Raw genomic sequence first — 25,724 nt, 5'->3', positions numbered from 1 at the left:
TCTGGCGATGTGCGATAGGTGGTCGGATGCGGGATCGGTGGTCACCGAACGCTCTTGATGAATCGGACGCTGATGGCACCGAGGATGACGGCGACGATGGTCACGATGAAGAGCGGCTGGTAGAGCCCGGTCGCCGCGACAACGGCGCCGGCCAGAACGGGGGCGATCACCTGCGGTCCGGCATTGGCGACGTTCATCACGCCCAGATCCCGTGCGGCGTTGTCCATATTCGGGAGGACTCGGGTGATCAGCGATTGGTCGACGGCGAGGTAGACGCCGAAGGCGATGCCGAAGATGCCGCTGGCGATGAAGGCGCCGGTGAGCGTGGGCACCAGGAGGTAGACGAGGGCGCCCGGGGCGAAGAGGAGACTCGACAGGCCCACGAACACACGGATTCGTCCGAATCTGTCCGACAGCCACCCGCCGATGATCGAGAAGACGAGGAGTCCGAGCGTGCTCACTCCCTGCACAGCGACGAGGACGGCGGCGGCTTCCGTGACCGTACCCACACCGATGTAGTCAGCGAGGATGTACAGCTGCATGCCGGACATGAAGTTGTAGCCGAAGATGATCAGGAACCGGCCGGCGAACGTCCACCAGAAGTCCGGGGCACTCCGGAAACTGGGGAAGCGAGCCGCCGCCCGACGCTCGGCCTTGGAGGCGTGAACCGCGGCACGGACCGGCACGTAGTCCTTCGTCGTCAACGCGAAGATCGTCCCAAGGACGAGCACAACCGCAGCGATGCCCACGTACCCTACGAAGAGGTTCGTCGTCAGGCCGGCGATCGTGATCCCTCCGAATGCACCAAGGATCGACGACGCTCCGACCAATCCGGACATGGTCCCCCGGTTCCGGATCGGGACGCGTTCGGGGAGAACGGCGGTCAGGGCCGCCTGCAAACCGCTCAGAGGCCACATCGCGATCGCCCACGTGATGGCGAGGACGAGCGGGCTCGGGCTGCTGGCGGTGACGAGCAGGGCGAGGGCCGCGGCGACCGCGGATCCCAAGATCCAGATGTTGCGCCGGCCAAGGAAACGGCTGCTCGTCTTGTCTGAGAGGAGTCCGAGCAGTGGCTGCGCCACCAAGCTCGAGATCGCACCAGCACTGATCACGAGGCCCAGCATGCCGGCTGCCCCGGTCGTCTCTCCGAGCAGCTCGGCGACCTGTCTGCCGAGCATCACCTGAAGCACGCCACCCCAGACGACGTTGACACTGATCATCGCCAGCGGATAGATGACCCAGAGCCATCGGCTCATGTGCTGGGGACCCGTCGATGGCTCGAGAAGGGCATCCGGTGTAACTGCTGAACCGGGTACAGCGGCTTGATGAGGGCCGGTTTCGGGTTGAACGCTGTTGGTCGACATTGAGGATCTCCACGGCTCTGTGAGGGAAACGCTTACGCGCGTTATCGCCTCATCTAACATCATCTGATTACGCGCGTCAACTACACTGGTCGGACAGACACAAGGGGGAACGCGGGATGGCAGTCACGAGCGATGACGTTGCACGCGCTGCGGGGGTATCTCGGCCGGCAGTCAGTCAGATCCTGAACGGGCGAGGACGGTTCGCTCCGGAGACCATCCGACGAGTGGAAGAGATGGCTGCGGCCATGAACTACCGCCCGTCAGCGGCCGCTCGGACGCTTGCCACCGGAACGAGCGACGTCGTGGTCGCTCTCGTGCCCAACACCACGTTCGGCACCAATCTGCAAGACGTCATCGACGTGCTCACCGCAGAGCTCGCTCAAGTCGGCCTGACGCTCGTTCTGCGTTTCGCGAGTTCTCCCGTGGAACTGCTCGAGCACTTCGTCACGACCGTTCGACCGCGCGCGGTGATAGCGCCCTTCGTCGCTGCCACGGCTGCGGAGCGGAAGTTCATAGAAGGCAGCGGGGTTACCCTGATCGATCTGGCCGCGGGAGAGGATGTGAACTATCGCATCGGTCAAATGCAAGGCGAGTATCTGGTATCGAAGGGGCACCAGGCGCTCGTCTACGCGCACCTGCACGACGCCCGCATCGACGTGTACGGCGACATGCGGGAACGAGGACTCGCCGATTCCTGCCGCGAGCACGCGATTGCAGCGCCGAAATCGATTCGGCTGTCTGTCGACCTGGTGGACGCAGTGTCGGTCTTGCGCGACCTTCCTACCGGAGTGGCCATCGCCTGCTACAACGACGACGTGGCGATCGCGCTCCTCGCCGCAGCACGAGAACTCGGACGTCGCGTTCCGGAGGATGTCGCTCTGCTTGGAGTGGACGCGACTCGGATCGGTGCCCTCATGGAGCCCCGGCTGACCACCATCGCGGTCGACACGACGACCGCTTTACACGCAATGGTCGACAACATCGTGAGCCAGCTGTCCGGTTCCGTTCCCGTCGGCTCCCTCACGGATCGACTTGTGCTCAAGGTCGTACACGGCGGCTCCGCCTGACGGCGGGCACTGAGATGCCCCATCGGTCACCAGGTTGCTTGCCGAGTCGGATCTCGCTTTCTCGGCCAGGGTGGCGCAGCGACGGAAGCTCGTCTTGCTAGCCGCGGCGCCGGCCAGCCAGGAGGGAAGCCGTGCGCCGCGGTAGCGATACTCGTCAGGAGCGCGCTAGATGCAGCCCTGCCGATACGGCGTCGTGGTCGCCCGAGTACGCTGCCGCCTCGATGCGAACACTGTCTGCGGCAGGCGCGAACCCGGCGTCTGTCCATCGCTGAAGTGGACGGGTGGAACCCGCGAGGCGGATCGTCCGGGTCTCTCCTGTCTCGAGGGTCACCGGAGCGAAGCCGACGAGGACCCGCTGTGGGAAGTCCGGAGCGTCGACCGCAGCGTAGAGCTGCACCACGTGTCGGCCGGGACGTTTTCCGGTGTTCCGGACGGTGACGAGGGCGGGGAATTCCTCGCCGTCGACGTCGCCGAGTTCGATCGTCTCGATGTCAAACTTGGTGTACGAGAGGCCGAAGCCGAGAGGGAAGGCGGCCTGGTGGCCGTCCCGGTCGAGCAGTCGCTGACCGTGCCAACGGTCGTAGGTGATGGCGGCGGCGTTGATGTCGAACGCCGGGAGGTGGTCTTCGCTGGTGGGAATTGAGTATGGGAGTCGTCCGGTTGCGTCGCGTTCACCGAGGATGACGTCCGCGAGTGCCGCGCCGCCCTCGCTGCCGCTGTACCAGCCGACGAGCACGGCGGGGACGGCGTCGCGCCATTCTTCGGTGATCACTGCGCCGGCGGTGACGATGACGACGACGGTCCGCGCATTCGCGGCGGCGGTCGCTCGGATGATCTCGGCATCGATCGAGCGGACGCGGAGGGAGCGCCGGTCACCGCCGAGTGCTGTTCCCATGGTGTGCTGCGAGTCGCCGGCGCCGGCCATGAGTGCGGCGAGGTCCACGCCCTCGGGAGCTGGCGGAAACAGGTTCAACAACTCCGGCTGCGATGTGAGATCGCCCATGTATTCACCTTCATCGGCCGCGGTGTATCCGACGACGACGATCGCCACATCGGCTCCTGCTGCCGCGATAGCGGCTGCTTGTGGGTCGTCTTCGCCGGCGAACGTCACCGTAGCGTCCGGCAGCGCGGCCTGCAGACCGCGCAACGGCGTGATGACCTCGGGTGAGCGGACATTCGAGGAACCGCCGTCGCCCGTGTTCGGCAGGTCGGCGAGACGCCCGATGACCGCAACCCGATCCAGCCCCTCACGGTTCAGCGGGAGGAGCGGTGCACCGTTGACGTCGTCGTTCTTGAGGAGCACGATCGCCGTCGCGGCGGCCTCCCGCGACAGTGCACGGTGCTTCGGCGAAAAGACGACCTCGAGGCCTGGCTCCGCATCGAGCGGCCGAGCGAAGAATGCGAGCTGCGTCGCGAGGATCCGACGTGCCGCCCGATCGACGTCGGACCACACCACTCGACCCGCTTCGAGGTCGGCAGGCAGTTGCCCGGCCCGCTGCTGTCGGAACGGCTCTTCAACGTCGAGACCGGCTCGGAGGGACTTGGCCGCGTCGCGCAGGCCGAAGATGAAGTCGGAGACGGTGACGCCGGCGAATCCCCACTCTTCGCGGAGAATGCCCTCCATGAGTCGTTCGTTCTCGCCTGCCCACTCGCCGTTAACGCTGTTGTATGCGGTCATGATGCCGTCGACACCTGCCTCGACGACGCGGCGGAAGTGCGGCAGATACACCTCGTGCAAGGTGGCATCATCGGCCGTGACGTCGATCGTGAACCGGGCGTTCTCCATCGAGTTCAGCGCGTAGTGCTTCGCAACAGCCATGGCGTGCCGACGGACACCGCGGGTCAGCGCCACCCCGAACTCCCCGAGCAGCAGACTGTCCTCGCCGTACGTCTCCTGGGCCCGCCCCCAGGCAGGGTGCCGAGGGAGGTTGATGCAGACGCCTCCGAAGAAGTTCGCTCCCTGTGCCCGCATCTCGGCGCCGATCGCCGTTCCGATGCGTTCCTCCAGGTCGACATCCCAGGTGGCGCCGCGCGCCATCGCGACCGGGAATGCTGTGGAGTTGCCCATGACGACGCCCCGCGGCCCGTCGCTGAACCGCAACCCAGGGATCCCGAGTCGATCCACGCGTCCCATGATGATCGGCCGCATGTTGTAACCAGCGCTCATCTCGCCCATGCCGGGCCAGAACTCATCATCCCCGTCAAGCAGCCACAGCTTCTCCTCGTCCGTCAGCAACGCGAGCAGCGCGTCCACTTCGGTAGCAAGCTCGGCACCGCTCTTGACGCGTTCGAGACTGCGCGAGAACTCCGTCGTCTTCGTCGACATCACAAAACCTTTCATTCCTTACCTGCACCGATGCAGGTAAGGGAATTGTAGGGAGCCGCAACAAATTTCACAAGGACAAATATGCGACGCTTGAGTCCATGACCGAGCCGCAGCGGAGAACTCGCCTTGCGCCCAGTGAGCGACGGGCGCTGATCATCGACGCGGCAACCCGTCAGATCGCAGAGGGCGGATACAACACGTTCACCCTTTCCAAGCTGGCCGAGGACTGTGGGATGACTCGAGCAGGTATCGAGCATCACTTCTCATCACGCGAGGAGCTACTGATCGCCGTCCTCCTCCACCGGGACGACCTCGACGCCTTCGCGATCACCACGCCCGTCGAGGGACGGGACCCCCGGACCTTTGATGAGGACAGCGCGTGGAGAGTGCTCGACAACTTGGTGATACGAAATGCCGGGCAACCTGAACTCCTGCGGCTCTATACGATCCTCGGTGCCGAGGCGCTCGATCCGCAGCACCCGGCACATGACTACTTTGCTGAGCGCACTCGAACTGCACTCGATCTCCTCGCGGACTTGTCCTCTTCATGGCACCCGCAACCACGGACCTTCGCGCTCGCGGTACTCGCTATTCTCGACGGCCTGCAGCTTCAATGGCTGCGCTTCCCAGACGAAGACCTGGTAGCTCTATGGAGGAGCGCGGGAGGCGCGCTGGCCCGACAGCCTGCGTAGCCGCCGTTCTGGCTTCGTCGTCGACGACCTTTGGATGATGAACGGCGGGATCGATGGAGCGGGGCTCAGCAGTGTCGGTCAGGGAAGCGTCGCAACACCCGTCGCGGCGCACTCCCCGGTGTCGTACGCTCCGGTAGAAGCGATGGTTGAGCGGGGGCGGGACCTTGGGGTAACGGTGGGTGCTGGTGCATGGCGGTTCGGACTACGAGCTGCCGTCGCAGGCGGTAGCTCGGTTCATGCAACGCCGGATCAGCACGGCTCGATCCTCAGGCGAGGCGCTGCCCTTGCGCGTCCTGGTACCCGGGTCCGTCGAGGTCGTAACAGTGGTCATCGACGCGAGCACGCGCGTGTCCGTGAGGCCTCGTCGCAACTCACAATGAGGACCTGCAGCCGCGTGTCAGCAGCTCCACGACCGTCACGAGTGCCGGCGCATCGTGGACGCTGACCGTGACGTCAACGGCTGACACGGCTGTCTGTGGCCGCTCAGCGGACGCGCAAACGGGGCGGCTCGTAAGCCGCCCCGCCTGTGGATAACTACCGACCGAAATACGTGGATAACTTCAATTATGACAGTAGGCCAGCCGGGACCCGACTCTTCGGAGTCTCAACGGGCAAGTCGGCTATAACGGCAGCCTCCCCGGCTACAAGTCCGAAACCATCTACCTCCCCGAGCAGCAGACGACACTCGTTGTCTTCGTCAACACCGACGTCGAAGCCGAAACCGGCGGCGGCGTAACTGACAACGGTCTTGATTGCTTCCTCGTCGGTGACGTCACCGATGACTTCCGCTCTGCATCGTTGCACTACGCCTTCTTCGACACCCCTCCGACCTGAATCCTGACCTCGCGGCCGCAAGATGAGTGCGCGCGGTCGGCACGGTCAGCATCGACCCTTGTTGCGACTGCGGCACCTCTCCCCCGGACCCGTAGCGTAGTAATCGTGTTCGCGCATACAAATGGAGTAACGCTCGCCGACGCCAACCGAATTGTTCCCTTTGCGCTGCGCGTCACAAATCCGCTTTGACGTCGACGGAAGGCCTCTCGGCTGTGACGAACGGAGCTAGCGCTCCGGTTGAACGACGACCCGCCCGGCGACGAGGGTCATGACGACCCTGGCATCACCGAGGGTCGTCGGGTCAGCGGTCCGCGGGTCCCGGTCGAGGACGGTGAGGTCGGCCGGAGCGCCGACGACGATCATCCCTCCCTCCTGACCGATCGTCCGGTGCGGCTCGATGGTGAAGCCCCGAAGGGCTTCGACCGCCGACAGCGCCTGCTCGGGTTGGATCGGAACGACATCCGGGCGATCGTGGGGCCGACGGAGCTGCGCGTCGGCGAGGATGCCGACCGCGTCACTCGGAGCCACCGGCCAGTCCGAACCGAGCGCCAACGGGACACCGCCGGCGACCAGGTCGTGCATCCGGAACCCCCGCGCCGTCCGCTCTGCGCCCAGCCTCCGTGACCAGTTGTCGGTGCCATCGGCCTTGGTGTAGAGCGTGCAGTGCGTCGGCTGCATGCTGGCGGTCGCCCCTGAGGCGATGAACGCCGCCAGGGTCTCGTCGGTCATCGTCTCGATGTGTTCGATGCGGTGCGTCGCGCTACCGGGTGGGAGCGAGGCGATCACGTCCACGACGAAGTCGATCCCGGCGTCTCCGATCGCGTGTGTGGTGGTGGGAATGGCGCGCCGGTCGAGTTCGACCATGGCCTCCCGGTACCCCTCCGGAGCGAGCCACAGCGACGCGGTGGACTCACCATGGCAATCCGGCTCATGGAGCCAGGCGGTGCCGTTGTCGATGGTGCCGTCGATCATGAGCTTGACGCCCTGGACGATCCAGCGTCGCCCCCCGACGCCCTGCAACGCCTGCAGACGACCGACCTCCTCGACCGCCGTCCCGGGGTAGAACCACGGCGACATGCGCAGTCGGATCGGGAGTTCCCTGGTGGTTTCGATGGCCCGGAGGAGGTCTTCCGTCTCCGGGGCGAGATCCTGTACCTGTCCCGCGGTGAATCCGGCTTCTGCCATCTGCCTGAGCAACGCGTACAGACGTTCGACCCGCTCGTCGAACGTCTGCTCCGGGACGTGCCGCTCGACGAGTGTAAACGCGTTGACCTCGAGGAGATACCCGGTCGGGCGTCCTTCTGCGTCGGTCACCACACGTGAGCCGTCGTCGAACGTCTCGGTCCCGTCGCATTGCGCGATCCGCATCGCGGCCGTCGATGCGAGGGCGGCATGCGCGTCGAAGAATCGGATGAAGACCGGGCGCTCGCCGGCGACCTCGTCGAGGACCGAGCTGTCGACGGGGCCGTCTCCGAACACGTTCGGGTCGAGCCCCCACCCCAGCAGCCACTCGTCGGCGCGGAGGGTGTCGAGTTCCGCGAACAACCGTTGCCGGACATCGTCCAGCGAGTCGCATCCGTTGAGGTCTGCGCCGCGCGCGAGGCCGAGGCCGAACACCGGGTGGATGTGGCTGTCGACGAATCCCGGCAGGACCGTGGAGTCCTGGAGCTCCAGCACGCTCGTGTCCTGGCCGACATGGTTCATGATCTCGTCGCGGCGGCCGACCGCGACGATGCGTCCGTCGTGGACAGCGATGCCCTCGGCGACGTCGGATGGATCGACCATCGTGACCACGTTTCCGAAGATGGCGAAGTCTGCGCTCATCGCTGCGCACCCCCGGTCACGGCGGCGCCCTCGGTGACGATGGTGCCGTCGGTGATCCCGACGCCCTCGGTGCCGCCGATGCGCGCATACACGTCGGGCCGATGCCGCCGGAGGGCGAGTCCGTAGATCGAGCCACCGATCAGCACGATGGGGACGACTGCGAGGATGATCCCGTTCACGACGGGTCCGGCGGACGTGAGGCTGTCGATCGTCACCACCATGATGCCCAGCAGGACAGCCATGATCACGAGTGAGAGCACCACCATCGGGAGCACGTACCAGCGGCGCGCGATGTGTCGGTTCCGCAGGATGAACAGCAGCACGGCCACCGAGGTCAGGAGCTGCAGGCTGATCACGCCGTACACGCCGGGCGAGTTGACGAGGATGACGAGCGAACGCAGCGGATCGAGTCCGGCGAAACCGAAGCCGAGCACGACGAGGACGGCGACCGCGTTCTGGACGACGCTCGCGAGCCACGGTGATCCCTGTCGGTTGGTCCGGGAGAACATCGGAGGGAGGATGCCGTCGCGAGAGAGGGCGAAACTGTAGCGGTTGATGGCGTTGTGGAAGGCGAGTTGCCCGGCGAAGATGCTCGAGACGATCAGAGCGAACATCACCATGACGCCCCACGGACCGACGTAGTCACCCATGGCTCGGAAGAAGAATCCAGCAGGATCCTCGGCGATCACTCCCTGGACGGCGGAGTCTCCGAACGCCTGCGTCACGACCCACAGCGTCGCACCGTAGAACGTCGCGAGGAACGCCACCGCGATGTAGGTCGCCCGAGGAATGGATCGGTCCGGGTCACGGGTCTCGTTGCGGTACAGGACCGTGGACTCGAACCCCATAAACGCGGCGAAGCCAAATCCGAGGACGGCGAACATATTCGGTGTGAAGACGTTCTCGGGTGCGAGGACGCCGAATTCCAGCTGACCGGCCCGTTGACCGAGGATCGCGATCGCCAAGACGAGGAGGAGGACCGTCTCGAGGACGAGGAACACGCCGAGCACCTTGGCGCCGACATCGACGCCAGCGGACGCGAGCGCCATGACGAGTCCGATGCCGATGAGGGCGAGCGCCCACCAGGGTACGGCGACGCCGAACATCGTCGACAACATGGCCTCAGCCATCTGTCCGAACAACCCCCAGAGCCCGATCTGGAGCAGGTTGTAGGAGATCCACGCGAGGAAGCCGGAAGCAAGGCCGATGACCTTCCCGAGTCCCACCGAGATGTACGTGTAGAAGCCGCCCATCACGCGGAGGTGACGTGCCATGAACAGGAACCCGACCGAGAACACGGCGAGCGAGACACCGGCGACGACGTACACCAGAGGCGCCGAGATGCCGCCGATGAGGACGGCGAGCGGCGCGATGCCGGCGAGCGCGCTGAGTGGAGCGGCTGCCGACACCACGAGGAACACGACCCCCCACGGGCCGAGAGCGGCCTGTTTCAAACGGCCTGTCGTCTCGGTCGTCTCACCGTCGAGTTGCTGAACACTCATGAGTGCCTCCTTCGCTGATCGGCGGCATCCCTTGAGCGGTCTCTGCCGGATTGTGGTCCGAGTGTGCACTATCGGCAGCTGATGCGCAATCGATTGTTCATCATCGGTTCATCTCGATCGATCACCTAGGCTCGTCACGGAGGAGCGGACATGCCCACGAGACGAATCGCGACGCTGCAGGATGTCGCCGACCTGTGCGGCATCTCCCGAGGCACGGCGTCACGCGCACTCACAGGCGGAGGACGAGTCTCCGCGGAGACTCGTGCGAAGGTGCAGGATGCCGCGCGACGACTCGACTACGTCACGAACAGCGGCGCGCGGAACCTCCGACGAGCGCGAGCCGGCGCGGTCGGCCTCTGGCTCCCTCGGGATCTCCGCTTCATGGATTACTACATGAACTTCACCTTCGGCTTGGTCGAAGGCACACAGGACGAAGAGCTGACGGTCTCCCTCATCCCCGGAAACCTCGCCGGACGCAAAGTCGCCGGACTCCATGTCGATGGGTTCGTCCTCGCAGACGTCGACGCGCACGACGATCTGGCCCGAGCGATCCTGCGCGACCCGCGGCCGACGGTCAGCTCGGAGCTCGTTCCTCCGGAGCTACCCCAGCCTGCCGGTGTGGTGGCCGCCGACCACGCCTCGGCCGTACGCCACGTCCTCGAGCGTCTGCGTGAAGGCGGCTCGTCCACGATCGGCATCCTCGCTCCGGATCTCGATCAGATGTGGGTCCGGGAGGTCAGCCAAGCGGCGCGCGAATGGTCGTCCGCCAATGGGGTGGGCGTCCATGTCACCCTGCTCCACAGGGTCCCGACGTCGCCGGAACTGTCCGAGATCGTGCGCGGCATGCTCACCGACCGACCCGAGCTCGACGCGATCCTCTGCCTCCCGGAAGGTCTCGGCGTCGGGGTGCTGACGGCGCTGCACGCGTCCGGACGATCGGTGCCCGGTGACATCCAGCTCGCCTCGTATACGGACAGCCCGTCACTGCTCATCGTCGATCCCCCGGTCTCCGCCGTGGACCTCCGTCCGCGGGAGGCCGGCATCCGCGCCGGGCGCGCATTGGTCGCACTCCTGCAGGATCCAGCCTCCGACGGCGACGTCTCTCGAGCGGCACCGCAGGTCGACTGGCTCGACCTGCCGTTCCGGGCGCGCGGGTCAACGAGGGCGGCGTCGGCAGATTGACCCTGTACATCAGGTGATTCAAATGCAAAACTATGTGCACTTCAGGCCGACGACGATGTCGGATGAGAGAGGGACACATCATGCGCGTGGTCATCATCGGAGCTGGCATCGGCGGACTCGCCACGGCACTCAGCCTCGAAGCCGCCGGATTCCGGGACATCCAGATCTACGATCGGGTCGCACGGATCCGCGGACTCGGCGTCGGCATCAATCTGCTCCCCCATGCCCTCCGCGAGCTCACCGAGCTCGGCCTCGCCGAGCGCATTGCGTCGCTCGGGGTCGCGCCGTCACGACTCGGCTATCACAACCGACGCGGGCAGCTCATCTGGCAGGAGCCGCGTGGTCTCGCCGCGGGCTACCGGTGGCCGCAGCAGTCCGTACACCGCGGGCGCCTGCAGCTCGAGCTTCTCGATGTGGTGCGCGAGCGCCTCGGAGACCGGGTCCACGCCTCGCACCGACTCGTCGAGGTGATCTCCGGCACCGACCGTGACCGCGTGGTGTTCGATACGCCGGACGGGCCGGCCGACGTCACTGCCGATCTCGTGGTCGCCGCCGACGGCATCCACTCCGCCGTGCGCGCGCAGTATTACCCGATGGAGGGCCCGCCGCGCGAGAGCGGTTTGACGCTCTGGCGTGGAACGACGGTCGCAGCGCCGTTCCTGGACGGCACGACGATGATCATGGCCGGCGACTCGGACCAGAAGTTCGTCGCCTACCCGCTGTCCCCGCCCGACGCCGACGGGCTGGCACGCATCAACTTCGTCGCCGAGCAACGCGGCGCAGCGTCCGCAGCGGTCGACTGGAACGCTCCAGTCGATCCCGCGCCGATCGTCGAGCGCTTCCGCGACTGGTCGTTCGACTGGTTGGACATCCCCGGACTCATCGGTGCGGCTGACGAGATCCTGGAGTACCCGATGGTCGACCGGGACGCGCTTCCGCGCTGGACCTTCGGTCGCACGACGTTGCTGGGCGACGCCGCGCATGCGATGTACCCGAACGGGTCGAACGGCGCATCGCAGGCGATCATCGATGCGAGGACGCTCGCTCATCGACTCGCGACCTGCGCGACGGTCGACGAGGCCTTGGAGAGCTATGAGGCGGAACGCCGCCCACGCACCGCCGCCCTGCTGGAGGAGACCCGCAGGACCGGCCCGGAACAGGTGATGCAACTCGCCTACGAGCGCGCGCCCGAGGGGTTCGAGCACATCGACGACGTGATCCCGGCCGCGGAGCTCGCGGCCATCGCGGATGGGTACAAGCGGGCTGCCGGGTTCCATCCCGAGGCGCTGAACCTGCGCCCGTCGCTCAGCGCCCGGGTGCGGGCATGACGCTCGACGCCTCGCGACTCGCCGCCGTGATCTCGCCGCTGCGGCGGGCGTTGCTCGCCGCAGCGAAGGAGCGGGAGGGGTTGCCGAACATCCCGGACGCGCAGATCGAGGTCTTGCGGGCGCTTCCGCCCGGGGTGGTCCGATCGCCTGGCGAGCTCGCAGCCGAGCTGGGCCTCCAGCGGTCGACGTTGAGCAATCTGCTCGCCGGAATGGAGCAGGCCGATCTCATCACCCGGCAGCCGGGGGCCGGTGACCGTCGCCAGGTCGAGGTGCGCGCCTCAACGCTGGCGCTCCAGCACCTCACCGCGTTCGACCAGGCAGCCACCGAAATCCTGGCCGACGTCACCGGCGCCCTCGGTCCGGACGATCAACGACTCCTGTCCGATGCGCTGCCCTCGTTGGAACGACTCCGCGCGGCCCTGCAGACCCGACCGAAACCGCTCCCCGACCACCGATCGAAAGACCTCCGCACATGACCACCCAGGCACCTGTACCCACGCTCGTCCCAGCCTTCGACGCGATCGTGACCCTGGGCGAGCTCCAGGACCACGGACCCACTCGAGCCGGCCACCGCCGGATCATCCCGGTCACCGGCGGTTCGCTGCGCGGTGATGTCGAGGCGGAGATCCTTCCCGGCGGAGCCGATTGGCAGATCATGCGTACCGACGGCGCCTTGGAGATCGACGGGCGGTACTCGGCGCGGACGCGGTCCGGAGACCTCGTCCATCTGCGGGTCAGCGGCGTGCGAAGTGGGAGCCCAGCCGTCCTCGCGTCACTCCTCGCGGGGGCCGAGGTCCCACCCGCCGAGTACTACTTCCGCACCAGTGTCAGCATCGAGACCTCCGCTCCCCGGCTGGAGCACCTTCAGCACTCGCTGTTCGTCGCGTCCTGCGTCCGGCGCGCGGCGACGGTCGAGTACCGCGCCTACCGCGTCACCTAGCAGCCCACTGCTGGATGCCCGGTGAGTCTCCGGCGGAGCCCCGCGGTCACGACAGCAGGCGTTGCTCGTCGAGGGCCGCATCGGCGACCGCATCGGAGCGGCTCAGGGTCTCGCCGCGGAAGAAGGCGGGTGAGGCCTTCGCCTGGATGAACATGATGACGATGCCGACCACGAACACCAGCACACCCATGATGCCGACCAGCCCCACCCCGAGGATCTGGCTTCCGGAGCCGAACGCCGGGTCCATGGCGTCCCAGAGAGTCTGCGCGAAGATGACCAGGAGCATCACCCCGCCGATCCCGGGCAGGACCACCTGAGCGAGCACGGCCTTCCAGCCGGTCGCAATGGCCTGCTTGCGGAAGTACCAGGTACTGGCCAAGGCGGTGAGGCCGTAGTAGAAGCACACCATGATGCTCAGCGTCGTGATCGTGTCCCAGAGCGTGTCCTCACTCACGAAGCGGAGGACCGCGTAGAACACGGACGCGACGATCGATGAGGTCAGGAGCGCTGCCGACGGCGATTTGTATCGCGGATGGATGCGCTTCAGCCCGGCGGGAAGGGCGCCGTAGTGGGCCATCGCGAGCATCGTGCGCGCCGGCGAGATCGCGGTCGAGTTGATGGATGCCATGGCGCTGACCAGGATCGCCAGGGACAACAGGATCGCCGCAGGTCCCATCACCGGGTTCGCGAGCGCGGCGAAGACGTTCTCCGCGATGTCCGGATTACCGAGTCCGGTCCCGGTCGTACCGGTGCCGGCGAATGCGAGGGTCGCCGCCGCGATCCCGACGTACATCACGACGAGCAGGACGAGAAGAATCGATGCCGCCTTGCTCTCGGTGGAGATCCGGCCGCGCGCGGCCCTGGTCTCCTCGCCCATCGTGAGGACCGTGTCCCATCCCCAATAGACGAAGATCGAGACGGCGAGCCCTGCGGAGAATGCACTGAATCCGTCGATGCGGGTCGGGTCGAACCACGACAGGTCCGGGACGCGGCCGGCCGGGTTGGCGTCGTCGGCCGCTCCGGCGAGGAGGGCGATGAGGAACCACACGAGGATGGCCATCTGGAACGCGACGGCGCAGTACTGGAACACCTTGGTTGACGTCATCCCCCGGTAGGAGATGAACGTGGCGATCGCCATGAAGGCGAGACAGGTCGCGACGTTGATGGCCGGGTTCTCCGTCAACAGCGCCAGCGATGGATCGCGGAACAGGATCGCGAGGCTCTGGTAGAAGAAGTCGACGGCAATGCCTGCGAGATTGGACAGGACGAGCACCGTCGATGCCACGAGTCCCCAACCGGTGAGCCATCCGACCCACGGCCCGAAGGCACGCGAGCCCCAGGTGAACGACGTCCCCGAATCCGGCATCGCCGTGTTCAGCGCCCGGTATCCGAACGCCACGAGGAGCATCGGGATGAAGCCGACGAGGAAGATCGCGGGGGTCTGATCCCCCACCACACTCGCCGCCGGGCCGACCGACGCGGTGAGCGTGATCGCCGGCGCACAGGTCGAGATCCCCAGGACCAGCGCTCCGAGCACCCCGATCTGTCCCCGGGGCAGGCCTTTCCTGCTCAAGCCGGTCACGGCGTCCAGGGAACGTGTCTGCGGGCTCGGGCCGCTGAGGTCGAACGTGTCCACGCCAGGCCAGTCTTTCTCGAGGGTGATGCAGGACGCGCGTCGTCGATGACGGCGAACGGGTCGTGTCACCTGAGAGAGGCCGACCAGAAGCTGACGTTAGGAGTCAATGCGCAATTGTGTCAATAGCGATTTCTTTACTGGATATTCACTCTCGACCTAGACCGACATACGGTGTATGTTTTCCTTTCGACGCGAGGGACCCGGCCCGGACGCGACCCAAGGAGACAACGTGCCGATCACGGTCGATCCGATCTTCGACGCCGCATTGACGGAAGCAGCCGCGGCTCCAAGACTGCCGCGGGGCGACGCCGCAGCCCGCCGCGCCGCGCTCGATCCGCTCCTCGCGGAGGAGTTCCGGCGCATGGGTCCCACACCCGACGTCTCGCATCGTGATGTCCGCCTGCCGGTGGACGATGGGCAGGAGATCCTCGCGCGCTGGTACAGCCGCGTCGGATCGGCGCCTGGATCGGCGGTGGTGTTCTTGCACGGCGGCGGTCTGATCGCCGGTTCGGTCGAGATCTACCACCCCTACGTGGCGCACCACGTGCACTGGTCCGGGGTGCCGATCCTCTCCGTCGACTACCGCTTGGCCCCCGCCGCCACTGGCGACACCCCGGCGCAGGACGCGATGGCCGCCCTGCGCTGGTTGTCCGAACACGCGACCGAGTTGGGGGTCGATCCACACCGGCTGGCACTCATGGGAGACTCCGCCGGCGGTGGAATCGCGGCGGCGGCGGCGATCATCGCGCGCAACAACGGGATCGAAGTCGCCCGCCAGATCCTCATCTTCCCGATGCTCGACGATCGCACGGTCGGCGCGGATCCCTCACTCGGCCGACCGGGCATCTGGACGGACGACGACAACTACACCGGCTGGCATGCGCTGCTCGGCGACCGTCTGGGGACCGACGCGGTCTCGGCGTATGCCGCCCCCGCACGGCTCGGGGACTTCTCGCGCCTTGCGCCGGCATACATCGAGGTCGGAAGCGTCGACCTCTTCCGCGATGAGAGCATCGACTACGCGCGCAGATTGTTGCGGGCGGGGGTACAGACGGAACTGCACGTCCACCCCGGCGCACCGCACGCCTACGACTCGATGGCCCTCGACTCGGCGTTCGCGGACCGTTGGAGGGCGGATCGCACCCGAGCACTCATGGGGATTTGAGCCGCCGCGCGTCGCGGCCTAGCGTTCCTCGGTCGGTCGGCCCTGCGGCCGAGCGGACGCGATGAGCATCCGTAGCCCCAGCTCGAACGCTCGCGTCGCCACCGGGTCGAGCGGGTCCTCGTCCTCCAGAGCGACGAACGCCGCGGCGAACCGGGGGAACCGATCCTCCTGTCCGCTGGGATCGAAGACGACGGTCGGACCAGACATGTCCAGCACGCTGCCCAGGATGAACGACTCGAACGCGGTCAGGAGCGGCAGGACGTCGCCGATCCGCCATCCGACGGCTTCCGCCGCGACGACGAAGTCCTCGTACTCGGCGAGGAGCACTGGCGCGGACACCTTGGTGGTCATGAGGAGCGGGATCGTCTTCGGATGGTTCGCGAACGCCCGTCGGTAGGACGTCGCCCAGGCGAACAATCCCTCCTCCCACGGCTGTTCGACGAGCGGCCGTGAGTCGATCGGCGCCGACACCAGCGCTCGTACGTCCTCGACCATGGCGGCACGGCTCGGCACGTGGTTGTACAACGACGCCGGATTCACGCCGAGCTTCGCGGCCACACGGCGGATGCTCGCACCCTCGACGCCCTCTCGGTCCACGAGTGCGAGGGCGGTGCGGGCGATGAGATCACGACTGAGTAGGGGTCTCGGCGGTCGAGCGATAGGAACCTCCTTGTACGCACCCCAGCCTATCCGTTGAAGAAGTCTGGTGCTCAAGAAACAAACGCTGTATGTTTTAGTCCCAACGCGCCGGATCGCCGTGCGTATTCGGAAATGAGACTCATGGACAACTCGACTTTCACCGTCGTCGAAGCCGACATTCGGCAGCTGAACGCTGCGATGGACGAGGGGCTCGTGACGAGCGTGGAACTCGTCGCCCGCTATCTCAATCGCATCGCCTTCTATGATCGGTCGGGCATCCGGCTCAACGCCGTTCCTGTCATCAGTCCCCGCGCGTTCGACGACGCGCGCGCTTCCGATCTCCGGCGTGCCGACGGAGCGTCGCTCGGGCTGCTCGACGGCATCCCGTTCACCGCGAAGGACAGCTACGCCGTGGCGGGGATGACCGTGTCAGCCGGATCTCCTGCCTTCTCCGACGTCGTCGCGTCGCGGGATGCGTTCGCCATCGACCGACTCCGGAAGGCCGGCGCGGTCTTCCTCGGTCTGACCAACATGCCGCCGATGGCGGCCGGCGGGATGCAGCGCGGTCTCTACGGTCGGGCGGAATCCCCGTACGATCCCGGCTTCCTGACGTCGGCCTTCGGCTCCGGATCGTCGAACGGGTCGGGTACGGCGACGGCGGCGAGCTTCGCCGCCTTCGGACTCGCAGAGGAGACCTGGTCCTCGGGCCGGGCGCCGGCGTCGAACAACGGGCTCGTGGCGTACACGCCGTCCCGCGGCGTGATCTCCCTCCGAGGCAACTGGCCGTTGGTACCGACCATGGACGTCGTCGTTCCGCACACCCGGACCATGTCCGATATGCAGATCGTCGTGGACACGCTGATCGCCGACGACCTGGACACGGACGGCGACTTCTGGCGGACCCAGCCGTGGATCGCTCTCCCCCGCCCGTCGGAGCTGCGACCCGGCTCGCTCGTCGACCTCGACCCACTGCCCCTGAAGGGTCTGCGATTCGCGGTGCCGCGGATGTACATCAATGGAGACGCCGAGTCCGCCCACCCGATCACGACCCGTGAGAGTGTCATCGCCCTCTGGTCGACCCTGCGAGCTGAGCTCGAGGCCGCCGGCGCGGAAGTGGTCGAAACCGCCTTCCCGGCAGTCGACAACTACGAGCGATTGCATGAGGGCGACCTCGACCTCGTCGAGCGAGGCCTGGTCACGGAGCAGTACCTCCTCGACGAGGTGGGCGCATTATCGATCTGGGCGATGGACGACCACCTCCGACGGAACGCCGACCCGACGCTCCACCGGCTCGCCGACGCGGACGCGCCGCGCATCTTCCCCAAGCCGCAGGGAGCCCTCGACGACCGATACGGTCGGTTCCCGTTCGACATCGCGTACGACATCGCCGACTACGTCCCGCGGGCCGCTGAGCGCGTCGTCGACTGGGCCGAGATCCCCGGCTTGGAACAGGGGCTTCGCGGCCTGGAAGCGGCGCGGCGCAGCGACCTGGAAGCCTGGATGGACGAGGAACGCCTCGATGCGGTGATCTTCCCCGCAGCCGCCGACATCGGCCCGGCGGATGCGGACGTGAACCCGCGATCCGCCGACATCGCCTGGCAGAACGGTGTCTGGGTGTCGAACGGCAACCTGGTGCCGAGGCACCTCGGGGTCCCGACGTTCACCGTCCCGATGGGCGTCATGGACGACCTGGGAATGCCCGTGGGCGCGACCATCGCCGGGCGCGCGCACGACGACGTTCGCCTCATGCGGATCGCCGCAGCCGTCGAGTCCCTCCGTCAGCGACGAGTAGCACCCGGGAGGACGCCGACGCTCGCGACCGAGCAACTCTTCCCCACCGCAGCTCCCGCCGCACCGGGTTCGATCACCGTGGCGATCGGAACGGTGACGGTCGACGCTGGAGCGCACGACGACGTGGTCCGGTTCACGGCCACGGTAACCGGTGGCGTCGCCGATGAGGCCGTCGCCTCCGTCGACGGCGTGCCGGTGCAACTCACCCGGCGAGGGGACCGGCTCGAGGGCGAACTCACCGTCCCCGCCGGTCGCTTCGAGCAGCCGCACAGCGAATGGCGGGCGCCGTACGGTCCCCTCGTCGTGGTCGTGGTCAGGCAGTCCGGTGGAGCCACCGTCGGGGCTGTCGCCACGACGCTGGCAGCGCCCTTCTGACCTCGAACGTTCAGCTCCACTTCCACCTCACCATCTGTAGACCATTGGAGAAACATCATGGGGACCGAGTACTTCGACTACTTCCAACACGTCGAGCTCCCCTCGCCGGCACTCCCGGATGACGAGGTCCGGAGGCTGTTCACCGCCACGTTCGGCGTCGACGTCGACGTCCGGTCGCTCGGCAGTCAGCAGGATCAGAACTTCCGGGTCTTCGAACGAGGTTCAAGCAACCCGCTCGGCGTGCTGAAGCTGAGCAACCCAGCCTTCAGCGAGACCGAGATCGCGATGCAGGACGCCGCATCCGCGCTCGTCGGTGAACGCGAGCCAGCGCTCAGAGTCCCCCGTGCCGTCGTCGGACCGCGGGGCACGATGAGCGCCTGGTGGGACACCTCGCAGGGTCGCATCCACGCGCGGGTGATCGAGAACCTCGAAGGACGGACCCTGATGGGCTCCGGTCATCTCTCCGCCGCCGTCGTCGAGCGCATGGGGGATCTCGCGGCGAGAGTCAGCCTGGCCCTCGCCGACTTCGAGCACCCGGCCGCAGATCGGGTGCTCCAGTGGGACCTCAGGCATGCCGGCCGCGTCATCGACACGCTGCTCCCGTTGGAGCCGGAGGCCGACGTGCGGGCGACCATCCGAGCCGCCGCGGACGACGCGCTCCTCGCCCTCGACCGCGTAGCGGACGGACTGCCGATCCAGGCCGGACACTTCGACATCACCGACGACAACGTGCTGCGCCGCTCCGACGAACCACTCCCGGACGCGGTGATCGACTTCGGGGACGTCGTCCGCTCGTGGCGCGTGGGCGAGATCGCGGTGACGGTGTCCTCGATCCTCCACCACGACGGGGCGACGATCACCTCCGGGCTTCCTGCGATCAGGGCCTTCCACGCACGCCGACCGCTCGATGAACACGAACGGACCGCGCTCTGGCCCCTGGTCGTGCTGCGCGGCGCCGTGCTCGCACTGAGCGGCCGTCAGCAGGTTCGACTGGACCGGGAGAACACCTACGCGAGCGATGCCCTCGATCGCGAGATGCGCATCCTGGAGGTCGCGGCATCCGTGCCCGTGCAGGTGATGACCACCCTCATCCGCGACGCCCTGGGGGAACCATCCCGTGCCGGCGTCGAGTGGCTGGGGGCTCCCCTACTCACCTTCGCTCGCGGGGTCGCCATCGATGCCGGCACTCTCTCCGAGGTGAACGCCGAAGGCGCTTGGATGCGCGAGGACACGCTCGCCGGCGCGGCCCTGGCAGCCCTGGACGACGGGGCTGACGCCGCTTTCCTCCCGCCGTGGCGGCCTGTACTCACCGGCGCACCTGCTCGCACCCCGTCCGCCCCGGCGACCGTCCCCACCGGGATGAGCCTGTGGCTCGCCGAAGCGACACCGGTCGACCGCCTCGGCACGGTGAGCGCCGTCCGGCCGGGCATGATCGCCGTCACAGGCGAGCACGGGACGATCACCGTCTCCGGCTTGCCCGTCACCGGAGCCGACGTCCTGCCCGCGCGCACACCACTGTTCGTCCAGCTGCACCACGGTCCGGAGTCCCCCGCCCCGGAACGCACCACTGCGGCCCTCGTACCCGGGTGGCGATCGCTCCTCGGCGACCCCGGACCGGCATTCGGCCTCTCCCCGCAACACCCGGACCCCCGCGACGACGTGCTCGGCCGTCGCGACGCCGTGCTCGCGGAGGTGCAAGAGCACTACTACGCCCACCCGCCTCAGATCGAACGCGGGTGGAAGGAGTACCTCATCGACGTGGAGGGGCGGGTCTACCTGGACATGGTCAACAACATCGCGTCGGTCGGCCATGCGCACCCCCGAGTCGCAGATGCGGCGTACCGACAGCTGCGGCTCCTGAACACGAACTCGCGGTTCCACTACCGGGCCATCGCCGATTACGCGGAGCGGATCGCAGCGACGTTGCCCGACGAGCTGGACACCGTGTTCTTCGTGAACTCGGGCTCGGAAGCGGTCGATCTGGCCATCCGTCTCGCGCAGGCCTCGACCGGCCGGGACGACGTCGTCGCGATGCGTGAGGCGTACCACGGGTGGACCTACGCGAGCGACGCCGTCTCAACCTCGATCGCCGACAACCCGTCTGCGCTCGAGACGCGTCCCGACTGGGTGCACACCGTCGCCGCAGCCAACTCCTACCGGGGCTCCCATCGTGGTGCCGATGCGGTGAAGTACGCACCGGAGGCGGCGGAGGTGATCGACGCCCTCGCCGCAGCCGGCACCCCACCCGCAGCTTTCCTCTGCGAGTCCTATTTCGGCAACGCGGGCGGCGTCGCACTGCCCGACGGCTACCTCCGTCAGGTGTACGCGGCGGTCCGGCGCCACGGCGGCATCGCGATTGCCGATGAGGTCCAGGTCGGGTTCGGCCGCCTGGGCGAGTGGTTCTGGGGGTTCCAGCAGCAAGACGCCGTGCCCGACGTCGTGGCCGTCGCGAAGTCGATCGGCGCCGGTCAGCCGATCGGGGCCGTGATCACAAGCCGGGCGATCGCCGATCGGTATCGGACGCAGGGCTACTTCTTCTCGTCGACCGGCGGCTCGCCGCTCTCATCGGTGGTCGGTCTGGCCGTCCTCGACGTCATCCGCGACGAAGGCCTGCAGGAGAACGCCCGACGGGTCGGCAGTCACCTGAAGTCGCGGCTCGAAACCCTGCGCGATCAGTATCCGATCATCGGTGCCGTCCATGGTTCCGGGCTCTACCTGGGACTCGAATTCATCCGGGATCAGGACACGCTCGAACCCGCGACGCTCGAGACGGCAGCCATCTGCGACCGGCTGCGAGAGCTCGGGGTCATCATGCAACCGACCGGGGACCACCTCAACGTGTTCAAGATCAAGCCACCCCTCTGCATCACCGAGGAGTCCGCGGACTACTTCGTCGACGCCGTCGCACACGTCCTGGCGACGGGCTGGTGAACCGCTCGACGAGCTCCACCGTCGTCCCGAACCGTCATCCTCTCCCACCCACCCCGACCGAATCGAGTACCCCCATGTGGCGCATGCCAGCTGAGACCGCGGAACACACCCGAACGTGGATGGCCTTCCCGCGCGAGGGTTTCACCCTCGGAGACACGCTCGCCGCCCGCGAGGAAGGCTACGCCGCCTGGACCGCGGTGGCTCATGCGATCTTGGAGTTCGAGCCCGTCTCGATGGTGGTCGACCCGACCGAGATCGGGCGCGCACGACGGATGCTGGACCCGTCCATCGAGATCATCGAAGCGCCGGTCGACGAGTTCTGGATGCGGGATATGGGACCGACCTTCGTCCTCGATCCCGACCGACCGGGAACGCTCGGCGCGGTCGACTGGATCTTCAACGGTTGGGGTGCCCCGGCGTGGGCGGAGTGGCAGCAGTCCGCTCGCGTCGCTCGACTCGTCGGCGAGCACGTCGGCGCGGAGATCGTCTCCTCCCTGCTGGTCGCGGAAGGTGGCGGACTCCACGTCGACGGGACCGGCACCGTCCTGCTCACGGAGACGGTTCAGCTCGATCCTCGACGTAACCCCTTCGCCGACCGAGCGCGCGTCGAGGCGGAGATGGCTCGGACGATCGGCGCCGAGCACGCGGTCTGGCTCTCGCAGGGGCTGACGCGGGACTACGAGGATCTGGGCACGAACGGCCACGTCGACATCGTCGCGACCTTCGCCGCTCCGGACCGCCTACTCCTCCACGACCAGCTCGACGCGGGGCACCCGGACGCAGCGGTGATGCCGCTCCTCCGGCGCGAGCTGGAGGAGCAGTTCGAAGCGCTCGGACGTTCGGTGGAGATCGTCCCGCTGCCCGGGCCGGCGACGATCCGCGACGACGGGGGCTTCGTCGACTGGAGCTACGTCAACCACCTCGTGGTCAACGGCGGGGTGATCGCCTGCGGCTTCGGCGAGGAGGCAGCCGACGCCCGGGCACGCTCGATCCTGAGTGACGCCTACCCCGGACGCACCATCTCCACCGTCGACGCACTGCCACTCTTCGCCCGTGGCGGCGGTATCCACTGCATCACCCAACAACAGCCGGCGCTCACCGCCGTGAGCTGAGCTCCCCCTCCATACCGACACATCCGGCGATCGAGCCGGGGAACGAGGTCATCATGGCTCCAACCGGTAACGACACGCGGCTCCCACTCAACACGAGACGCGCCATATCCACCTTCGGGCTGTCCGTGCTGGGGCTGCTTGCCGGCAATCTGCTCCCCTTCATGGTCCTCGCGCTCGAGCAGTCGCTCGGCATGGGGGCCACCGAGGCCGGCGCAGTGATGACCGGTTCCCTGCTCGCCAGCGCGGTGTCGTGCGTGGCCACCACCCGCTTGGCCGAGGGAGCGCGTCGCACCCTCGTCGCGCGGATCGGCCTGGCACTGGCGGCCGTGGCGTTCACCGTGGCAGCGCTCAACCCCGGTGCCAGTGTCACCGTCATTGCGATCGTCGCGGGAGGTGTCGGCACCGGCGGGGCGCTCTCCGCAAGCGGTGCTGCACTCGCAGCGCTGCGCAACCCGAACCGGATGTCAGCTGCGAACGGCCTGGTCAACCGCGTCGTCGTGACGATCATCCTGGCCGTCGTGCCGCTGATCGGCATCACGACCGGCAGCGTCTTCGGTGTCATCGCCGGTGCGGCGTTCCTCCTCTTCTTCGCCGCGACCTGGCTGCCTCGAGCACCGATCGTCGCAGTCGATCCCCTCCCCTCGGCAGCATCCGGCCAGCACGTAACCACGGGGAACCCACGTCCCTCCCGCTCCATCACCATCGCCGGAGTCGCACTTCTGGCCATGTACGCGGTCTGGGCCGTGAGCGAGGATTCGGTGTGGGCGCTCGCCGGCATCATCGGCGCGGATCAGTCCGGTCTGACCGAGGCCGGCCTCGGCCTCGTCCTGAGCGCCTCGAGCGCGGGCGGACTCGTCGCGGCGGTCGTCCTGATGTTCCTCGGCGAACGGATCGGCCGTGCCGTTCCGCTCGCGGTCCTCCTCGTCGCGGGCGGAGCGCTGAAGCTCGTCGCAGCGGTCACGACGGACCCGACCGTCTACACGATCGCGCTGATCGCCTGGAACACCGCCTACCTGGCCGTGTTCCTCCTGTTCATCGCCACAGCAGCCGCCTTGGACGCGAACGGTCGGTTCTCCGGCCCGGCGATCGGCGTCTACCTCTTTGGATCGGCCTTCTCGCCACTGGTCGGCGGATGGCTGGCGGAGACGTTCGGGTACCCCGGCTTCGGGTGGGCGATTGCGCTCGTCAGCTGGATGCTGGTGGTACCGGTCGTCGTCGTGGCCCGTCTGTCCACCCGCGTGGAACAGCGGATGGACACATCCGAGAAATCGACCGTCGCAACAAAGGAGATGATCCGATGAACGCTCGCACCATCATCTCGGGTGCTCGGATCATGGATCCGGGCGCGCGTGCAGCTACCCGAGCCGCTACGACCGACACCGTGGACGTGGTCGTCGAGGACGGGAGGATCCGCTCCGTCGGTGAGCGTGTCAGCGTTCGACCGGACGACGTCGTGATCGACGCCAGCGGTACCGTCCTCCTTCCCGGATTCGTCGACTCGCACGTGCATCTCGTGTGGACCGGCCAGAGCCTGGCGAACGTCGCACTCACCGACGCAGCCGACCTCGCGGAGATCCAGCGGCGACTCGCCGCCGAACGTTTCCGGTTGGGCGACGATGCGACCGTCCTCCGCGGCCGCGGCTGGCTCTTCGACGCGGTCGACGGTGAGCCGACGGCTGCGATGATCGACGAAGTGGTCGCCGACATCCCCGTCTTCCTCGACTCGAACGACATGCACTCGATCTGGGTGAACACGGCTGGCCTGCAGGCCCTCGGAGTCGACTCGTCGACGCCCGATCCAGCCGGCGGCCGACTGTCTCGGGACCCGTCCGGCGAGCCGACCGGAATGCTCTATGAGCGTGCCGCGCATGAGATCGGCTGGGCCCATGTCACGGCGACGACCAGCGATGCCGATCGCGTGGAGTCCGTGCTCCGGGCGCTCGACGCGTTCGCGGCGGCCGGAGTCACGTCCGTCATCGACATGGGGATGGACGAGGACGGTTGGCGGGCGCTCCGAACGGCGGCCTCCCAACTCGGGGGTTCCCTACCCGTCCGCGTCTCGGCGCACTGGCTGGTGGTCGACACCGGCGATGACGAGGGCAACCTGGCCCAGATCCGTCGCGCAGCCGAGGTCGCCGCCGACGGGTCGGACTGGCTCTCGATGATCGGGGTCAAGCTCGTCCTGGACGGCGTGATCGACGCGTGCACGGCGGCAATGACGTACCCCTATGCCGACGGCAGTAACGGCGACCTGATGTGGGACCCCCAGCGGCTCGAACAAGTGGCCATCGCCGCCGACGCGTCAGGCCTACGGATCGCCATCCACGCCATCGGCGACCTCGCCAGCGACGTGGCCCTGGAGGTACTCGAGTCGGTCGTGGAACTGAACCCGTCATGGGACCGACGCCCGCGGCTGGAGCATCTCGAGGTGGTCTCGGAGGCGACGCCCGCGCGGATGGCCGCACTCGGGGTCACGGCGTCGGTCCAACCCGTGCACGCCGACCCCGCGATCCAACCGAACTGGCGTGCGCAGCTCGGCGACGAACGGGCCGAGCGCGGATATCCGTGGCGGTCGTTCAGCGACGCCGGAGCACGGCTGGCGTTCGGAACCGATGCCCCCACCGCGCCGCATGAAGCGCTGGACAACCTCTACATCGCGACGACGCGACGCTCCGTCATCGATCCGGCTCTGCCCGCACACACCCTGCACTCCGCAGTGCTCCCCGATGCCGCACTCCGACACGCGACGATCGACTCGGCGGCGTCCTTCGCCGCCGACGGCCGCATCGGGCGTCTCGAACCGGGGTACCTCGCAGACCTGGTCGCGTTGGATCGGCATCCGTTGGACGCCGGCGGGTTCCGCGAGAACACTGTGGCCTTCACCATGACGGACGGTGACGTCGTCTTCCGTTCGGCGGGGTCCCTGGACGTCCCGGACCAATCCGGACCAGACGATCCACCTCGTGAGTCGGACTGACACCACACCCCCGCCGGCGTCGACCCGAGCCGGGCACTA

The 25,724-nt window shown here is 67.3% G+C and carries 17 protein-coding genes and 1 pseudogene; 12 read left to right on the top strand and 6 right to left on the bottom strand.

Annotated features, from left to right (window positions below; all coding sequences use genetic code 11):
• Positions 1-41: 41 nt before the first annotated feature.
• Positions 42-1,256, bottom strand: coding sequence for an MFS transporter (locus ASE44_RS14035; protein ID WP_056781287.1), 1,215 nt, complete (start codon positions 1,254-1,256; stop codon positions 42-44).
• A 224-nt stretch (positions 1,257-1,480) separates the two neighbouring features.
• Here ASE44_RS14035 and ASE44_RS14030 point away from each other — a divergent pair, with 224 nt between their 5' ends.
• Positions 1,481-2,431 carry a LacI family DNA-binding transcriptional regulator gene (locus ASE44_RS14030; protein ID WP_082456094.1) on the top strand — a complete coding sequence of 317 codons (951 nt, stop codon included), beginning with the start codon at positions 1,481-1,483 and terminating at the stop codon, positions 2,429-2,431.
• A 154-nt stretch (positions 2,432-2,585) separates the two neighbouring features.
• Here ASE44_RS14030 and ASE44_RS14025 read toward each other — a convergent pair whose 3' ends face one another.
• Positions 2,586-4,757, bottom strand: a complete 2,172-nt coding sequence (locus ASE44_RS14025) for a glycoside hydrolase family 3 C-terminal domain-containing protein (protein ID WP_056781281.1) — start codon at positions 4,755-4,757, stop codon at positions 2,586-2,588.
• Positions 4,758-4,855: 98 nt separating this feature from the next.
• On the opposite strand from ASE44_RS14025, the gene ASE44_RS14020 reads away from it, so the two are divergent.
• On the top strand, positions 4,856-5,449 hold the full coding sequence (locus tag ASE44_RS14020) for a TetR/AcrR family transcriptional regulator (protein WP_056781279.1): 594 nt from the start codon (positions 4,856-4,858) through the stop codon (positions 5,447-5,449).
• Positions 5,450-6,508: 1,059 nt separating this feature from the next.
• Here ASE44_RS14020 and ASE44_RS14015 read toward each other — a convergent pair.
• On the bottom strand, positions 6,509-8,107 hold the full coding sequence (locus ASE44_RS14015; protein WP_056781277.1) for an amidohydrolase: 1,599 nt from the start codon (positions 8,105-8,107) through the stop codon (positions 6,509-6,511).
• The gene (locus tag ASE44_RS14010; protein ID WP_056781275.1) at positions 8,104-9,609 is read right to left on the bottom strand and encodes an APC family permease; all 1,506 of its coding nucleotides are present in this window, start codon (positions 9,607-9,609) and stop codon (positions 8,104-8,106) included. The genes ASE44_RS14015 and ASE44_RS14010 overlap by 4 nt, the downstream gene beginning before the upstream one ends.
• Before the next feature lie 150 nt (positions 9,610-9,759).
• Here ASE44_RS14010 and ASE44_RS14005 point away from each other — a divergent pair, with 150 nt between their 5' ends.
• From ASE44_RS14005 to ASE44_RS13990, 4 genes are all read left to right on the top strand, one after another.
• Positions 9,760-10,791, top strand: coding sequence for a LacI family DNA-binding transcriptional regulator (locus tag ASE44_RS14005; RefSeq protein ID WP_056781271.1), 1,032 nt, complete (start codon positions 9,760-9,762; stop codon positions 10,789-10,791).
• Between the two features lie 62 nt (positions 10,792-10,853).
• Positions 10,854-12,119 (top strand): flavin-dependent oxidoreductase, encoded by a 1,266-nt coding sequence (locus ASE44_RS14000; RefSeq protein ID WP_235522645.1) that lies wholly within the window; start codon positions 10,854-10,856, stop codon positions 12,117-12,119.
• Positions 12,116-12,595, top strand: coding sequence for a MarR family winged helix-turn-helix transcriptional regulator (locus ASE44_RS13995; protein WP_056781266.1), 480 nt, complete (start codon positions 12,116-12,118; stop codon positions 12,593-12,595). Before ASE44_RS14000 ends, ASE44_RS13995 begins: the two co-directional genes overlap by 4 nt.
• On the top strand, positions 12,592-13,059 hold the full coding sequence (locus ASE44_RS13990) for a DUF3237 domain-containing protein (protein WP_056013328.1): 468 nt from the start codon (positions 12,592-12,594) through the stop codon (positions 13,057-13,059). Before ASE44_RS13995 ends, ASE44_RS13990 begins: the two co-directional genes overlap by 4 nt.
• A 46-nt stretch (positions 13,060-13,105) precedes the next feature.
• Here the strand turns inward: ASE44_RS13990 and ASE44_RS13985 are convergent, their stop codons facing one another.
• Complete coding sequence (locus ASE44_RS13985) at positions 13,106-14,695, bottom strand: APC family permease (protein ID WP_157580001.1); 1,590 nt, start codon at positions 14,693-14,695, stop codon at positions 13,106-13,108.
• Between the two features lie 229 nt (positions 14,696-14,924).
• On the opposite strand from ASE44_RS13985, the gene ASE44_RS13980 reads away from it, so the two are divergent.
• Complete coding sequence (locus ASE44_RS13980) at positions 14,925-15,860, top strand: alpha/beta hydrolase fold domain-containing protein (RefSeq protein ID WP_056781263.1); 936 nt, start codon at positions 14,925-14,927, stop codon at positions 15,858-15,860.
• Positions 15,861-15,878: 18 nt separating this feature from the next.
• Here the strand turns inward: ASE44_RS13980 and ASE44_RS13975 are convergent, their stop codons facing one another.
• The gene (locus ASE44_RS13975; RefSeq protein WP_082456092.1) at positions 15,879-16,574 is read right to left on the bottom strand and encodes a TetR/AcrR family transcriptional regulator; all 696 of its coding nucleotides are present in this window, start codon (positions 16,572-16,574) and stop codon (positions 15,879-15,881) included.
• 66 nt (positions 16,575-16,640) lie between these two features.
• Here ASE44_RS13975 and ASE44_RS13970 point away from each other — a divergent pair.
• The 5 genes and pseudogenes from ASE44_RS13970 to ASE44_RS13950 all read left to right on the top strand — a co-directional run.
• Positions 16,641-18,314: pseudogene (locus ASE44_RS13970) on the top strand (amidase); the annotation flags it as partial.
• Between the two features lie 408 nt (positions 18,315-18,722).
• Positions 18,723-21,596 (top strand): aminotransferase, encoded by a 2,874-nt coding sequence (locus ASE44_RS13965; RefSeq protein ID WP_056781258.1) that lies wholly within the window; start codon positions 18,723-18,725, stop codon positions 21,594-21,596.
• 83 nt (positions 21,597-21,679) lie between these two features.
• Positions 21,680-22,708: an agmatine/peptidylarginine deiminase gene (locus tag ASE44_RS13960; RefSeq protein WP_082456169.1), complete on the top strand. Its 1,029-nt coding sequence runs from the start codon at positions 21,680-21,682 to the stop codon at positions 22,706-22,708.
• Between the two features lie 53 nt (positions 22,709-22,761).
• Entirely contained in the window at positions 22,762-24,009 is a 1,248-nt protein-coding gene (locus tag ASE44_RS18715) for an MFS transporter (protein ID WP_056781253.1), read from the top strand.
• Positions 24,006-25,685 (top strand): amidohydrolase, encoded by a 1,680-nt coding sequence (locus ASE44_RS13950; protein WP_056781249.1) that lies wholly within the window; start codon positions 24,006-24,008, stop codon positions 25,683-25,685. The genes ASE44_RS18715 and ASE44_RS13950 overlap by 4 nt, the downstream gene beginning before the upstream one ends.
• Positions 25,686-25,724 lie beyond the last annotated feature (39 nt).

Origin of the sequence: Plantibacter sp. Leaf1 (assembly GCF_001421315.1) — a bacterium.
GTDB lineage: Bacteria > Actinomycetota > Actinomycetes > Actinomycetales > Microbacteriaceae > Plantibacter.
This window is presented reverse-complemented; position numbering and strand designations above follow the sequence as displayed.

Excerpts from the sequence above, each read along its gene's own strand:
- ASE44_RS14035 (WP_056781287.1), bottom strand. The coding sequence starts at position 1,256 with ATGAGCCGATGGCTCTGGGTCATCTATCCGCTGGCGATGATCAGTGTC.
- ASE44_RS14030 (WP_082456094.1), top strand. The coding sequence starts at position 1,481 with ATGGCAGTCACGAGCGATGACGTTGCACGCGCTGCGGGGGTATCTCGG.
- ASE44_RS14025 (WP_056781281.1), bottom strand. The coding sequence starts at position 4,757 with ATGTCGACGAAGACGACGGAGTTCTCGCGCAGTCTCGAACGCGTCAAG.
- ASE44_RS14020 (WP_056781279.1), top strand. The coding sequence starts at position 4,856 with ATGACCGAGCCGCAGCGGAGAACTCGCCTTGCGCCCAGTGAGCGACGG.
- ASE44_RS14015 (WP_056781277.1), bottom strand. The coding sequence starts at position 8,107 with ATGAGCGCAGACTTCGCCATCTTCGGAAACGTGGTCACGATGGTCGAT.
- ASE44_RS14010 (WP_056781275.1), bottom strand. The coding sequence starts at position 9,609 with ATGAGTGTTCAGCAACTCGACGGTGAGACGACCGAGACGACAGGCCGT.
- ASE44_RS14005 (WP_056781271.1), top strand. The coding sequence starts at position 9,760 with ATGCCCACGAGACGAATCGCGACGCTGCAGGATGTCGCCGACCTGTGC.
- ASE44_RS14000 (WP_235522645.1), top strand. The coding sequence starts at position 10,854 with ATGAGAGAGGGACACATCATGCGCGTGGTCATCATCGGAGCTGGCATC.
- ASE44_RS13995 (WP_056781266.1), top strand. The coding sequence starts at position 12,116 with ATGACGCTCGACGCCTCGCGACTCGCCGCCGTGATCTCGCCGCTGCGG.
- ASE44_RS13990 (WP_056013328.1), top strand. The coding sequence starts at position 12,592 with ATGACCACCCAGGCACCTGTACCCACGCTCGTCCCAGCCTTCGACGCG.
- ASE44_RS13965 (WP_056781258.1), top strand. The coding sequence starts at position 18,723 with ATGGGGACCGAGTACTTCGACTACTTCCAACACGTCGAGCTCCCCTCG.
- ASE44_RS13960 (WP_082456169.1), top strand. The coding sequence starts at position 21,680 with ATGCCAGCTGAGACCGCGGAACACACCCGAACGTGGATGGCCTTCCCG.
- ASE44_RS18715 (WP_056781253.1), top strand. The coding sequence starts at position 22,762 with ATGGCTCCAACCGGTAACGACACGCGGCTCCCACTCAACACGAGACGC.
- ASE44_RS13950 (WP_056781249.1), top strand. The coding sequence starts at position 24,006 with ATGAACGCTCGCACCATCATCTCGGGTGCTCGGATCATGGATCCGGGC.